We start from the raw sequence: 12308 nt of genomic DNA on the forward strand, positions 1-12308 counted from the left end.
GAGAAGAGGATACACCTGTTCCCATTCCGAACACAGAAGTTAAGCTCTTCATCGCCAATGGTACTTGGACCGCAGGGTCCTGGGAGAGTAGGACGTAGCCAATTCATATTATTCCGAAGTAGCTCAACGGCGGAGCAACCGGCTGTTAACCGGTAGGTTGTGGGTTCGAGTCCCACCTTCGGAGCCATATGAAAGCCGAAGTGGCGGAACTGGCAGACGCACAGGACTTAAAATCCTGCGATACGAGAGTATCGTACCGGTTCGATTCCGGTCTTCGGCACCATTTTCAATTTTATACCATCGCGGGGTGGAGCAGTTGGTAGCTCGTCGGGCTCATAACCCGAAGGTCATAGGTTCGAGTCCTATCCCCGCAACCATTTAGGCCCCTTGGTCAAGCGGTCAAGACACCGCCCTTTCACGGCGGTAACAGGGGTTCGATTCCCCTAGGGGTCACCAATCTTGGGCTCATAGCTCAGCTGGGAGAGCACCTGCCTTACAAGCAGGGGGTCACAGGTTCGAGCCCTGTTGAGCCCACCAAGAAAATAAATATGGTTGTTATAGAGAAGAGGATACACCTGTTCCCATTCCGAACACAGAAGTTAAGCTCTTCATCGCCAATGGTACTTGGACCGCAGGGTCCTGGGAGAGTAGGACGCAGCCAATTAATGGCCCGGTAGTTCAGTTGGTTAGAATGCCAGCCTGTCACGCTGGAGGTCGAGGGTTCGAGCCCCTTCCGGGTCGCCATTTTCTTACAAATTAAATATTATACATACATGGATGTAAGCACAATTAACGTGCTGGCGTGGCTCAACGGTAGAGCAGCTGACTTGTAATCAGCAGGTTGTAGGTTCGATTCCTATCGCCAGCTCCATTGTATGCGGATGTGGCGGAATTGGCAGACGCACTAGACTTAGGATCTAGCGCCTTGTGCGTGGGGGTTCAAGTCCCTCCATCCGCACCAATTAGCGGAAGTGGCTCAGTGGTAGAGCATCGCCTTGCCAAGGCGAGGGTCGCGGGTTCGAATCCCGTCTTCCGCTCCATTTATTCAAACATGTGCCTGTAGCTCAGCTGGATAGAGCACCGCCCTTCTAAGGCGGGTGTCAGGAGTTCGAATCTCTTCAGGCACACCATGTATTTTTGGGGATTAGCCAAGTCGGTAAGGCACCAGACTTTGACTCTGGCATGCGTAGGTTCGAGTCCTGCATCCCCAGCCATAAGACCCATTAGCTCAGTCGGCAGAGCACCTGACTTTTAATCAGGGTGTCCCGCGTTCGAGTCGCGGATGGGTCACCAATTAAAGCATGGAGGGGTGTCCGAGCGGTTTAAGGAGCTGGTCTTGAAAACCAGTGACTCCGAAAGGGGCCGTGGGTTCGAATCCCACCCCCTCCGCCATGTTTGCCCAGATAGCTCAGTCGGTAGAGCAGAGGACTGAAAATCCTCGTGTCGGTGGTTCGATTCCGCCTCTGGGCACCATAAAGTTCGCTGAGAATTCGGCGGCATAGCTCAGATGGCTAGAGCGTTCGGTTCATACCCGAAAGGTCACAGGTTCGATCCCTGTTGCCGCTACCATCATTATTTTGAGGGCCTTTAGCTCAGTTGGTTAGAGCGCCCGGCTCATAACCGGTAGGTCCGGGGTTCGAGTCCCTGAAGGCCCACCATTCCTCAAAATAGGTTTAATTTAAACGAAATAGATAGTTTTCGAGGTGTAGCGCAGTTTGGTAGCGTACGTGGTTTGGGACCATGGGGCCGGGGGTTCGAGTCCCTCCACCTCGACCATCAACATGGTGGGTATAGCTCAGTAGGTTAGAGCGCCAGATTGTGGCTCTGGAGGCCGTGGGTTCGAATCCCATTACTCACCCCATTATTCTTAAAACAAGGCGGCATAGCCAAGTGGTAAGGCAGAGGACTGCAACTCCTTCACCCCCAGTTCAAATCTGGGTGCCGCCTCCACTTTTTTTTTACACTTTTTTGAGTATAAAAAAGCCTTTTCTTGTGCCCATAGCTCAGCTGGATAGAGTATTTGACTACGAATCAAAGGGTCGGGGGTTCGAATCCCTCTGGGCACACCACTGCAACACTTTCAGAAGTTACAAAGGTGAAAAAATGAAGATTTAACCATTTTTTAACCCTTTTGTACTAATTAATAAGCATAAACTAACCCTTTGGAATAATTCAAAGGGTTTTTCTATTTATATTTTAAAATATAAATACTTGCACATCTCAAATAAAATATGATACATTTGATTAATAAAACAAAATTGAATATTGATTCGAGATTATATCTCTGTTTATAAGTTTTTCATATTTTGATATGAAAATTAAAAGGGAAGTTAGGTTAAAAACCTACGCGGTCCCGCCACCGTAAAAGAATAGTTGTTTCAATAAACCACTGGGGAACTGGGAAGGATGAAACAATGATGAAGCTTGAGCCGGTAGACCTGCTTATAGATAACACTAAACTCTGCGAGCGACGGAGGATGTGTGAAAGACTAAATAAATTTATATTTTTTGTGTCTTTTGCCATCTCTTTTTGTAGAGGTGGTTTTTTATTTTATATAAAACTTATTTTATTAAAGTGAGAGGTGAACAAATATGATTTTAAAGGAAATAGGTATTATTAAAAGCCCATATAAAGGGAAGGAAAGAAGCCAAAATGAGAAAAGTCTATCACGACAAATAATGCTATTGGAAATTAAAGACGAATTCTTTGAAGGCCTAGAAAATCTAATAGAAGGACAATTTATAGTAGTTATTTATTGGGCAGATAGAGCACAAAGGAATTTGCTTAAAGTAGTACCCCCAGGAAAAATAATAGAATCTGGAGTATTTGCAACACGTTCCCAAAATCGTCCAAACCCTCTTTCTATAAATGTTGTAAAGATACTTGCAATAGAGAAAAACAAAATAATTGTTACTGGTCTTGATGCTTTAGATAATAGTCCCCTTCTAGATATAAAGCCTTATTATGCTCTATTAGATGAAGCTGTAGAGGTCATAGAGATGTAACTAGAAAAAGAAGTCATAAAATATGGGATTATATTAAGTAATATATAAAAAATAATTTCTTCTAAAATCTAAAACCTCCCATATCTGTTAAAATATATTATATAGATAAAGGAGGAAATATCTTGAAGATTATAAACGTAAATACAAGTAAAGGAAGTTATCCCATATATATTAAAAAAGATATTTTAAAATCTTCAGCTTCACTTATAAAGAAGATTTATAAACATGAAAAGATATGTATTTTAACTGATGGAAAAGTTATGAGCCTATACGGAAAATATATAGAGAGTTATTTTGAAGAGGAAGGCTTTAAGCCTCTTATTATAACTGTAAAAGAAGGGGAAAAAAGCAAATCCATAAGCACCTATGAAAATATATGCAAGACTCTTGTTAAAAATGGATTTACACGGTCTAATCTAATTGTTTCTTTTGGGGGAGGAGTAATAGGAGACCTTGGAGGATTTGTTGCATCTACACTTTTTAGAGGTATGAGATTTATTCAAATACCAACTACACTTCTCTCCCAAGTAGACAGTAGCGTAGGTGGCAAGGTAGCCATAAACCTAGAAGAAGGAAAAAACCTTATAGGTGCTTTTTACCCCCCAGAGATGGTAATTATAGATACAAATCTTTTAAAAACTTTAGATGAAAGATTTATAATAGATGGTATGGCTGAGGTTATAAAGTACGGATGCATTATTGACAAAAAACTATTTGAATTTCTAGAGCAACTAGATAGGGATTTTCTCTTTGACAATATGGATTTTTTAGTTGAAAGATGCGTAAGTATTAAAAAAAATGTAGTTGAAGAGGATGAATTTGATACAGGAAATAGGATGATATTAAACTTTGGACATACTATTGGACATGTTATAGAAAGCTACTATAATTATGAAAAATATACCCACGGAGAAGCAGTAGCAATTGGAATGAGTTATATTACTGCCTTAGGAGAAGATATAGGGCTCACCAAAACAGGAGCATCACATAGAATAAATAAAATTTTAGATAAATATGGCCTAGAAAAAGTATTTCCGCCTATAGATAAGGAAGACATGATAAAAACAATAATGATTGACAAAAAAGGAAATGAAAGTGGAGTAAGCTTTATATTTATAGAGGACATAGGAAAGGCTATAATTAAAAGGATGGGTAAAGAAGAAATCATAAAGTATATTTCAAACAAATAAAGTGGGAAGTGAGCATATGAAGGTTGAAATTACACCAGCAAATCTAAATGGAACAGTTAAAATACCGCCCTCCAAAAGCATCAGTCATAGAGCTATTATAGCTGCATCTCTAGCTCAAGGAGAAAGTATCATAGAGAATATAATAATGTCAAAAGATATAAATGCCACCTGTGATGCTATGAAAAAGCTTGGAGCAACAATTACTATTATTGATGAAATAAAAGATAGAAAGACTCTTATCATAAAGGGAGGATTATCTAAAGGTAAAGAGCCTATAGAGATAGACTCAAATGAGTCCGGCTCAACTCTTAGATTTTTGATACCTATAGGAAGCATTTCAAATAGGAAAATAATATTTACAGGCAGAGGCAAGCTCGTAGAAAGACCTCTTGATGAATATTATAAAATATTTGATGAGCAAAAAATAAGCTATAAAAACAATAATGGAAATCTGCCCCTTACTTTAGAGGGATGTATTAAACCAGGAAAGTATAGAATTAAAGGAGATATAAGCTCTCAATTTATATCGGGTCTTATGTTTGTACTTCCTCTACTTGAAGGGGATTCTACTATAGAAATAGATGGAGTACTTGAATCAAAAGGGTATGTCAATATGACAATTGATGTCCTAAGGCAATTTGGAGTAGAGATAATAAATAAAGAAGACAAAGTATTTACTATAAAAGGGTTGCAGAAATATATCAGTAGAAGATATAAGGCGGAGGGAGATTTTTCCCAGGCTGCATTTTGGCTTGTTGCAGGAGCAATTGGTGGAGAGATAACCTGCGAAGACATTAATATAGACTCTCTTCAGGGAGATAAAGAAATAATAGAGATAATGAAAAAAATGAAAGCTGATATTAGGATTGTTGGGAAAGATAAGATAACTGTGAAAAAAAGTCAGACTTATTCATTAGATATAGACGGATCTCAAATACCTGATATAATACCAATTCTTTCTGTACTAGGAGCATTAAGCGAAGGAAAATCCTCAGTTTATAACGCATTAAGACTTAGAATAAAAGAATCTGACAGAATAAAATCTACGACATCAGAGCTTACAAAACTAGGATCCTTGATAGATGAAAAAAAAGATGGACTCACAGTGCAAGGAAAGAAATATCTTGATGGGGGAAATGTAACTAGCTGGAATGACCACAGGATAGCTATGTCTATGGCTATAGCATCTATTAGATGTAAAGATAAGATAACTATAGAAGGTGCAGAATCAGTTGAAAAATCTTATCCGAATTTTTGGAATGACTTTAAAAATCTTGGAGGAAAGCTAGAGATTAAAGAATAATAATTTTATAGATTAAACTTATCAAATATTGCGAGATGACTAAAAACTGTTGTAAGAGGTTCAAAAATGTAGACCATTGAAAATAAAAATAGGTGCCTAGGCACCTATTTTTTATTTATCTACACCCTAGGGGTTCGTCCGCTTACAAGTCCCATTACAAGTGAGATTACAAATAAAATTAAGAAGATATAGAAAATGAATTTTGCTACTTCAATGGCAGCTCCGGCTATTCCGATAAAACCAAAGAACGCTGCTATAATTGCGATTACAAAGAATATTCCTGCCCATCTTAACATACTAACATCTCCTTTCGCGGTTTTTTAAGTTAGACTTTTTTAAGATTAACCTACATAAAATTTATACCACTATTTTAGCTCAAATATCAAAATATGCCATAAATGAACCTAAAGCCCCACGGGTTTAGTAATATGCTCATATTAAAAAATATGTTTAAAAAAAACTATATGAGGAATAAATTATAATGTGGTAGAAAATTCCATCAAAGTATTAAGGAGGAAAAAATGTCTGAAAAGAAATTTCCGATGCCAGATGAGATAAAAGCCGAACAGCTTGAAGACAGACCTGGAAGAGAATACAAAATGGAAACTCAGCCTATTTATGACGATAAAGACTACAAAGGATATGATAGATTAAAAGGAAAGACAGCTATCATAACAGGTGGAGATAGCGGAATAGGAAGAGCAGTCTCTATAGCCTACGCAAAAGAAGGAGCTAATGTAGTAATAGTCTATAAAGAAGAGAATCAGGACTCTAAGGATACAGTAAAGGCTATGAGTAAATATACTGACACATCTAAGATTCTTCAGATAGCAGGAGATATAGGAGACCCAGAATTTTCTAAAGAAATAGTAAAGAAGACACTAGAGAAATTTGGCTCCATAGATATACTTGTAAATAATGCAGCAGAGCAGCATCCTCAAGATATAATAACTGATATAGATAATGAGCAGCTTGAGAGAACCTTTAAGACAAACTTCTTTGGAGTGTTTTATCTAGTAAGAGAGGCTGTACCTCATATGAAAGAAAATGCATCAATCATAAACACATCCTCAGTAACAGCATATGATGGGAATCCTCAGCTTCTTGATTATTCATCAACAAAGGGTGCTATGACATCCTTTACTCGCTCTTTAGCTATACAGCTTGCAGAAAAGAGAATAAGAGTAAATCAGGTGGCACCAGGACCTATATGGACTCCTCTTATTCCGTCTACATTTGGAAAAGACAATGTAGAGAACTTTGGAGCCGATACGTTGATGGGAAGAGCAGGACAACCTTTGGAACTAGCTGAGGCCTATGTATTTTTAGCATGGCACAATGCTTCAAGCTATATTACTGGACAAACCATCCATATCAATGGAGGTAAAATAGTAAACGGGTAACCCTAGCATTTATCTAAAAATGTTAGCTTTAATAAATTTTTGTAATCAAGTTTTTGATTAAAAAGGAGGCACAACATGAAAGATAAAGTACTAGTTGGTATTTTTACAACAGAAGAGGAAGCAAGAAGAGTAATTCAAAACCTAAAGGATGTAGGATATTCTGACAAAGATATTTCTGTAATCGCTAAGGAAAAAGAAAGAGTAGAGCATATTCACGATGTAGAAGATGTAAACATGGAGACTACGGATGATAATAACAAAGCAGTAGGTGGAGCGGTTACAGGTGGAGTAATAGGTGGAGCAGGAGCCCTTCTTGCTGAAATAGGACTACTTGCAGTTCCAGGAATTGGACCATTTTTAGCTGCGGGACCAATTGCAGTCACACTAGGAGGAGTTGTAGCTGGTGGAGCTGTAGGTGGACTGATTGGAGCACTCGTAGACCTTGGAATCGACAAAGAGGATGCTAAAGAATATGAAACCTACCTTGAAAGAGGAGATATTCTAGTTGCTGTAAAAGAAAGAGATGATGTAGATAGACAGACCATATATAGACATTACTATGACAACAATAGCGTGATTCGTGATACCTATGACATTGAAAAGGGTATGTGGTAATCAAATAGATAGATTTAAAAAAGGAGAAGCTGCGGCTTCTTCTTTTTGTTTGAAATAATGAAGTACTGTTCTTATAAGAAGCTTTAAACCAATTTAAGGGAGATACTCTTATTTATAAAAACATAATTTATTAGTTCTAGTTATAGGTTGATGATAAAATAGAAGATATAAAAGGAAAACTTAGGCGATGATTATAAAAGGGGGCAGAAAATTGGGTGCAACTTTTGGAAATAGATTTAGACTTACAATATTTGGAGAGTCTCATGGAGAGGCTATAGGTGGAGTTATTGATGGACTAATACCAGGACATGAAATAGATTTTGAAGATATAGCTTTTCAAATGAAACGAAGAGCTCCAGGGATGACAAGCCTTTCTACCCCAAGAAAAGAAAAGGATGAAGTGAAAATATTAAGTGGAGCTTTAGATGGAAAGACTACAGGAAGCCCCCTTGCATTTATGATACTAAACGAGGATAAAAAATCCAAGGATTATGAAAGTATCAGGTTCACTCCAAGGCCAGGTCATGCAGATTACTCTGCATGGGTCAAATACAAAGGATTTAATGACTATAGAGGAGGAGGACATTTTTCTGGACGGATTACAGCTCCCATAGTCTTTGCAGGGACAATAGCTCAGCAGATCTTAAAAAAATCAGAAATAGAAGTATTTACAAGTATTACTAAGATAGGAAATGTGGAGTCACAAAAGTTTAAAGGAAGCATAAAAGAAATAGAAAAATTAAAAGAAATTAAAGCATCTAGGCTACCTTCACTTGAAGAAGGGAAAAGCCACCTTATGGAAGAAGAGATAAAAGGTGCAAGAGCTGCTGGAGATTCTGTAGGGGGCATAGTAGAGTGCATAATATATGGAATTGAGGCAGGTATAGGAGAGCCATTTTTTGACTCTTTAGAAAGTCATATATCACGCATTATGTTTTCTATACCTGCAGTAAAGGGGATAGAATTTGGAGAAGGGTTTAATCTGGCTGGTATGCGAGGACATGACTCAAATGATGAACTTATAGTTACATCCCAAAAGATAAGCCATAGTACAAATAATAATGGAGGAATATTAGGAGGAATTACAAACGGAATGCCTATAATATTTAGGGTAGCTATCAAGCCTACCCCTTCTATTTCAAAGACTCAAAGCACTGTTGACCTAAAGAAAATGAAAGAGGTCAGTATAAACATAGAAGGCAGACATGATCCTTGCATAGTTCCAAGAGTCCTTCCAGTTATAGAATCAGCAGCGGCTATAGCTATTTTAGATATGATGATGTTAAAATAATTTCTTTGGAGGAAGATATGAAAAAAATATATGGCTTATTGGGAGAGACACTCTCCTACAGTATTTCAGATAGTATACACGAGATAATAATGAAAGAAAATAATATCTCCGGAATATACAATATGTTTGAAGTGAAAAAAGAAAACTTAGAAAAGGGATTAGAGGGCTTTAAGGCTATAGGGGTTAGAGGCGTAAACGTGACAATCCCATACAAGCAAGAGGTAATGAAATATCTTGATGATATTTCGCAAGAGGCAAAGGAAATAGGAGCAGTAAACACTATAGTTTTTGATGAAGGAAAGCCTTATGGACATAATACAGACTATTTTGGTTTTAAGATGAATCTTCAAAAGGCAAATATAGAGATAAGGAATAAAAGCTTTGTGATTTTGGGGTCAGGAGGGGCTGCTAAAGCAGTAATCAAATGTCTTAAAGACTTTAATGCAAGGGATATTGTAATTACAGCTAGAAACAAAGAAAAGGCTCAAGATTTCTTCAAGGATTTAGAAGTCATAGCCTATGAAAATCTAAAGGATATAAAGAGCAACTACTGCATAATAAATACCACCCCCTGTGGTACATATCCAGACGTTGAATCATCGGTAGTAGGAGAAGATGTGGTCTCAATGTTTGAAAACACAGTAGATCTGATATATAACCCAAAAGAAACAAAGTTTTTAAGTTATGGTAAAAAACATGAAATAAATCATATTAATGGACTCTATATGCTTGTAGGGCAAGCTATTAAAGCTCAGGAAATATGGAACAACATAAAAATAGATGAAAGCTCCGCAGAAAGAATATATAAGCAAGTGGAAAAATTAATTTAAAAAGATTTAATAAAAGGTCAAACTTTTTTCTCATTTCATTCGTCTATATCATGTAAGCTGAAAGACACGTGTCTAAAAAAATTTGCAAAAGGAAGTATGGATTAATGAAAAACAGCATATATCATGATATTATCACAGAGCATATTTTGGAGCGAAAAGAGGATTATTACAGACTTGCATACAGTTATGTAAGGAATAAGGATGATGCACTTGATATAGTTCAAGAAGCAATCTGCAAAGCACTTGACTCTTCTGATTCCCTGAAAAATCCAAGTGGGGTAAGGACTTGGTTTTATAGGATAGTAGTAAACACCTCTATAGATTTTATAAGAAAAAATAGAAAAACTATATGTGTTGAAGATAGTGCACTAGAACTTTCACTAGGAGAAGCAGAGGATTATTACCACGACATTGACCTAGAGAAAGCAATAGATGCACTTTCACCGGAAAATAAAACCATAATTACTTTGAGGTATTTTGAAAATTTTAAGATAGAAGAGATTGCAGACATCCTTGGTGAAAATATAAATACTGTAAAATCCAGACTTTATGGGGTCCTAAAAAAGCTTAGAGTTGTTCTTGAGGAGGAATAGAAAATGAGAAATCTTAATGACCTAGAAAAAGCAAGAGATAGCTATAAAAACATAGAAATACCAGAGGAACTTGAATTTGAGATAAGAAAGACAATAAAAAATCATACTAAAAAACAAAATAAAAATAAAGTTATAAAAAGAGTTTTAACAACAGCTGCCGTAGTTGGTGCTTTATTTGTAGGAAGTGTAAACCTTAGCCCAAATCTTGCCTATGCAATTTCAGAAATTCCCGGAATGGCTAATCTAGTAAGGGTAGTATCTATAAGAGACTTCACAATTAATGAAAACAACTTCATAGCTGAAATTGATACACCAAAAATTGAAGGATTGGAAGATGGAGAAATCCAAGAACTTCTAAATAGCAAGTATATTGAAGAAAACAAAGCTCTTTATGAAGAGTTTGTAAATGATATGAACTCTCTTAAAGAAGATGGGCACGAAGAGGCTCATATGGGAGTCTTTTCAGGCTTTGAAGTAGTGACAGACAATGAGGATATACTTTCAATAGAAAGATATGTGGTCAATGTGGTTGGTTCATCATCCACAGTTTTAAAATATGATACTATAGATAAAAATAATAGAATTTTAATAACCCTTCCAAGTCTTTTTAAGGATGAATCATATATCCAGATAATAAGTGATGATATAAAAAGTCAGATGAAAAGTAGAATGAATGAGGATGAAGATCTTCATTATTGGCTTGAAGATGAGATTGATGAGTTTAATTTCAAAGAGATAGATAAAAATCAAAACTTTTATATAAATGAAGACTATAAACTTGTCATATCCTTTGACAAATATGAAGTAGGACCAGGTTATATGGGTGTTCAGGAGTTTATCATACCAACTGAAATATTAAATCCTATTTTAGTTAGTAATATGTATATAAAATAAGAAACTCCTTTTAATTATTATATTTAAATTACAATAATAATGAAGAAAAAACCTGGATTATATACTCTACATTTTGTAGAAACTATATAATCCAGGTTTTAAATTTAACAGAATAAGTTTTTCACTCAATCTCATTAAGTTCTTCTTTTTTCTTGTCAAATGAAAAGTCATTAGGTTTATCAAGGTCTACACCTGAAGGATGTGTCTTTTTCATATCTTCATTTTCTATCTTAAGAGAAGCAACCTCTGTCTCAAGAGATCTTATAGCCCTGTCCTTTTCTTTTAGCTTTTTGCTAAGAGCAAATTGCTTAATTAGACCAAGAGAAAGTGCTATAATAGCGCCCACCACAGTAGAAAGTAAAATTATAAGAGCCTGAGATATCTGCCTAGTAGTTATAAAAAAACTTACAGTGACTGGATCAGAATTTTGTATGGCAAAAATTGCTACTAAAAGCGCAAGCACAAGAGATAATATAAATTTCCATTGCATAAAAATCCCCCTCTACATTTGTTACTTTAAATAATATATTACCCATAGAAGAAAGATTAATCCAGAAATTTATTCGAAATATAAGAATTAAATTAATTTAAAAGGACTTTATTCACAATAAAAATAACAGATGATTCAGAAAATACCAAAAAAACCTTGATAAAAAATTTTCATTCTGTTAGAATCAAGAAAATAGATTATAAAGTATTTTTGACAAAAGGAGGTTGCTGTGGAGAAATATGACAAGACAACAGTATACTTCAGTTCCTATGCAAAACTTCCAGGAGAACTTCCATCGGCTCATTACAATAGAAACTTAGATATAGGTCTAATCATAAACTGGGAGACTGGAAGAATAGAAGGACTATCTTGTACTTTAATTACTCAAGATACGAAGGATTTTTTAAAAAGCATCATAATAGGATACAATGTAAGCAATGGAATAGAACCCTTGATAGATGAAATTAAAAATAGGTTTTTTGGTTCTTCTCAAAAGGCATTATGCGTAATACTTAAATCAATATATGAAAAATATGAAAGTTATTTAGAAGAAAAAATATAATCAAATTAAAAATTTAATATAAACTGCTTTTTTTGCGTGAGGTGACCACCTTATCACTTTCAAACAGCAATTAAAATCCAGTATTCATAGAGAGCTTAGTGCTCTTTGTGATGCTGGATTTTTTGATTTTA

The 12308-nt window shown here is 36.0% G+C and carries 12 protein-coding genes, 20 tRNA genes, 2 rRNA genes and 1 riboswitch; of the genes, 32 read left to right on the plus strand and 2 right to left on the minus strand.

Annotated elements, in window-relative coordinates; all coding sequences use genetic code 11:
- The 25 genes from rrf (J2Z35_RS11160) to aroA all read left to right on the plus strand — a co-directional run.
- Window positions 1–104: ribosomal RNA gene (gene rrf / locus J2Z35_RS11160) — 5S ribosomal RNA — on the plus strand; the annotation flags it as partial.
- An 8-nt stretch (window positions 105–112) separates the two neighbouring features.
- A tRNA-Asn gene (locus J2Z35_RS11165) sits at window positions 113–187 on the plus strand.
- A 7-nt stretch (window positions 188–194) separates the two neighbouring features.
- Window positions 195–283, plus strand: a tRNA-Leu gene (locus J2Z35_RS11170).
- An 18-nt stretch (window positions 284–301) separates the two neighbouring features.
- Window positions 302–377 (plus strand) — tRNA-Met (locus J2Z35_RS11175).
- A 4-nt stretch (window positions 378–381) separates the two neighbouring features.
- Window positions 382–456, plus strand: a tRNA-Glu gene (locus J2Z35_RS11180).
- A gap of 5 nt (window positions 457–461) precedes the next feature.
- Window positions 462–537, plus strand: a tRNA-Val gene (locus J2Z35_RS11185).
- Between the two features lie 10 nt (window positions 538–547).
- Window positions 548–664, plus strand: a 5S ribosomal RNA gene (rrf, locus tag J2Z35_RS11190).
- Between the two features lie 3 nt (window positions 665–667).
- A tRNA-Asp gene (locus tag J2Z35_RS11195) sits at window positions 668–744 on the plus strand.
- Window positions 745–796: 52 nt separating this feature from the next.
- Window positions 797–871: transfer RNA gene (locus J2Z35_RS11200), tRNA-Thr, on the plus strand.
- Between the two features lie 6 nt (window positions 872–877).
- A tRNA-Leu gene (locus tag J2Z35_RS11205) sits at window positions 878–961 on the plus strand.
- A gap of 4 nt (window positions 962–965) precedes the next feature.
- Window positions 966–1040 (plus strand) — tRNA-Gly (locus tag J2Z35_RS11210).
- Window positions 1041–1053: 13 nt separating this feature from the next.
- Window positions 1054–1130 (plus strand) — tRNA-Arg (locus J2Z35_RS11215).
- 8 nt (window positions 1131–1138) lie between these two features.
- Window positions 1139–1214, plus strand: a tRNA-Gln gene (locus J2Z35_RS11220).
- A gap of 3 nt (window positions 1215–1217) precedes the next feature.
- Window positions 1218–1293, plus strand: a tRNA-Lys gene (locus J2Z35_RS11225).
- A 10-nt stretch (window positions 1294–1303) separates the two neighbouring features.
- Window positions 1304–1392, plus strand: a tRNA-Ser gene (locus J2Z35_RS11230).
- Between the two features lie 5 nt (window positions 1393–1397).
- A tRNA-Phe gene (locus J2Z35_RS11235) sits at window positions 1398–1473 on the plus strand.
- A 19-nt stretch (window positions 1474–1492) separates the two neighbouring features.
- A tRNA-Met gene (locus tag J2Z35_RS11240) sits at window positions 1493–1569 on the plus strand.
- Window positions 1570–1581: 12 nt separating this feature from the next.
- Window positions 1582–1658: transfer RNA gene (locus J2Z35_RS11245), tRNA-Ile, on the plus strand.
- 41 nt (window positions 1659–1699) lie between these two features.
- A tRNA-Pro gene (locus J2Z35_RS11250) sits at window positions 1700–1776 on the plus strand.
- Between the two features lie 8 nt (window positions 1777–1784).
- Window positions 1785–1861: transfer RNA gene (locus J2Z35_RS11255), tRNA-His, on the plus strand.
- A 15-nt stretch (window positions 1862–1876) separates the two neighbouring features.
- Window positions 1877–1950 (plus strand) — tRNA-Cys (locus tag J2Z35_RS11260).
- A gap of 42 nt (window positions 1951–1992) precedes the next feature.
- A tRNA-Arg gene (locus tag J2Z35_RS11265) sits at window positions 1993–2069 on the plus strand.
- 206 nt (window positions 2070–2275) lie between these two features.
- Window positions 2276–2460: riboswitch (cobalamin riboswitch) on the plus strand.
- Window positions 2461–2592: 132 nt separating this feature from the next.
- Window positions 2593–3006 carry a tRNA (N6-threonylcarbamoyladenosine(37)-N6)-methyltransferase TrmO gene (gene tsaA, locus J2Z35_RS11270; RefSeq protein ID WP_209661490.1) on the plus strand — a complete coding sequence of 138 codons (414 nt, stop codon included), beginning with the start codon at window positions 2593–2595 and terminating at the stop codon, window positions 3004–3006.
- 122 nt (window positions 3007–3128) lie between these two features.
- Window positions 3129–4196, plus strand: coding sequence for a 3-dehydroquinate synthase (gene aroB, locus J2Z35_RS11275; RefSeq protein ID WP_245330872.1), 1068 nt, complete (start codon window positions 3129–3131; stop codon window positions 4194–4196).
- Between the two features lie 16 nt (window positions 4197–4212).
- Window positions 4213–5499: a 3-phosphoshikimate 1-carboxyvinyltransferase gene (aroA, locus tag J2Z35_RS11280; protein WP_209661491.1), complete on the plus strand. Its 1287-nt coding sequence runs from the start codon at window positions 4213–4215 to the stop codon at window positions 5497–5499.
- Between the two features lie 119 nt (window positions 5500–5618).
- Here the strand turns inward: aroA and J2Z35_RS11285 are convergent, their stop codons facing one another.
- On the minus strand, window positions 5619–5795 hold the full coding sequence (locus tag J2Z35_RS11285; RefSeq protein ID WP_209661492.1) for a DUF1328 domain-containing protein: 177 nt from the start codon (window positions 5793–5795) through the stop codon (window positions 5619–5621).
- A gap of 225 nt (window positions 5796–6020) precedes the next feature.
- On the opposite strand from J2Z35_RS11285, the gene J2Z35_RS11290 reads away from it, so the two are divergent.
- From J2Z35_RS11290 to J2Z35_RS11315, 6 genes are all read left to right on the plus strand, one after another.
- A complete protein-coding gene (locus J2Z35_RS11290; RefSeq protein ID WP_209661493.1) occupies window positions 6021–6902 on the plus strand; it encodes an SDR family oxidoreductase in 882 nt (293 codons plus the stop codon).
- 75 nt (window positions 6903–6977) lie between these two features.
- Window positions 6978–7517 (plus strand): general stress protein, encoded by a 540-nt coding sequence (locus tag J2Z35_RS11295; protein ID WP_209661494.1) that lies wholly within the window; start codon window positions 6978–6980, stop codon window positions 7515–7517.
- A gap of 211 nt (window positions 7518–7728) precedes the next feature.
- The gene (gene aroC / locus J2Z35_RS11300; protein WP_209661495.1) at window positions 7729–8808 is read left to right on the plus strand and encodes a chorismate synthase; all 1080 of its coding nucleotides are present in this window, start codon (window positions 7729–7731) and stop codon (window positions 8806–8808) included.
- A gap of 17 nt (window positions 8809–8825) precedes the next feature.
- The gene (aroE, locus tag J2Z35_RS11305) at window positions 8826–9638 is read left to right on the plus strand and encodes a shikimate dehydrogenase (protein ID WP_209661496.1); all 813 of its coding nucleotides are present in this window, start codon (window positions 8826–8828) and stop codon (window positions 9636–9638) included.
- Between the two features lie 104 nt (window positions 9639–9742).
- Window positions 9743–10231, plus strand: a complete 489-nt coding sequence (locus J2Z35_RS11310) for an RNA polymerase sigma factor (RefSeq protein WP_209661497.1) — start codon at window positions 9743–9745, stop codon at window positions 10229–10231.
- Between the two features lie 3 nt (window positions 10232–10234).
- Window positions 10235–11125 (plus strand): DUF3298 domain-containing protein, encoded by an 891-nt coding sequence (locus J2Z35_RS11315; protein ID WP_209661498.1) that lies wholly within the window; start codon window positions 10235–10237, stop codon window positions 11123–11125.
- Between the two features lie 121 nt (window positions 11126–11246).
- On the opposite strand, the gene J2Z35_RS11320 is transcribed toward J2Z35_RS11315, so the two are convergent.
- Window positions 11247–11615, minus strand: a complete 369-nt coding sequence (locus J2Z35_RS11320; protein ID WP_209661499.1) for a LapA family protein — start codon at window positions 11613–11615, stop codon at window positions 11247–11249.
- Window positions 11616–11844: 229 nt separating this feature from the next.
- Between J2Z35_RS11320 and J2Z35_RS11325 the strand changes: the two genes are divergently transcribed.
- A complete protein-coding gene (locus J2Z35_RS11325; RefSeq protein WP_209661500.1) occupies window positions 11845–12177 on the plus strand; it encodes a DUF3870 domain-containing protein in 333 nt (110 codons plus the stop codon).
- Window positions 12178–12308 lie beyond the last annotated feature (131 nt).

Source organism: Acetoanaerobium pronyense (assembly GCF_017874355.1).
Lineage (GTDB): Bacteria > Bacillota > Clostridia > Peptostreptococcales > Filifactoraceae > Acetoanaerobium > Acetoanaerobium pronyense.

Coding starts and splice junctions, on each gene's coding strand:
- J2Z35_RS11310 (WP_209661497.1), top strand. CDS start 9,743: ATGAAAAACAGCATATATCATGATATTATCACAGAGCATATTTTGGAG.
- J2Z35_RS11285 (WP_209661492.1), bottom strand. CDS start 5,795: ATGTTAAGATGGGCAGGAATATTCTTTGTAATCGCAATTATAGCAGCG.
- J2Z35_RS11320 (WP_209661499.1), bottom strand. CDS start 11,615: ATGCAATGGAAATTTATATTATCTCTTGTGCTTGCGCTTTTAGTAGCA.
- tsaA (WP_209661490.1), top strand. CDS start 2,593: ATGATTTTAAAGGAAATAGGTATTATTAAAAGCCCATATAAAGGGAAG.
- aroA (WP_209661491.1), top strand. CDS start 4,213: ATGAAGGTTGAAATTACACCAGCAAATCTAAATGGAACAGTTAAAATA.
- J2Z35_RS11295 (WP_209661494.1), top strand. CDS start 6,978: ATGAAAGATAAAGTACTAGTTGGTATTTTTACAACAGAAGAGGAAGCA.
- aroE (WP_209661496.1), top strand. CDS start 8,826: ATGAAAAAAATATATGGCTTATTGGGAGAGACACTCTCCTACAGTATT.
- J2Z35_RS11315 (WP_209661498.1), top strand. CDS start 10,235: ATGAGAAATCTTAATGACCTAGAAAAAGCAAGAGATAGCTATAAAAAC.
- J2Z35_RS11290 (WP_209661493.1), top strand. CDS start 6,021: ATGTCTGAAAAGAAATTTCCGATGCCAGATGAGATAAAAGCCGAACAG.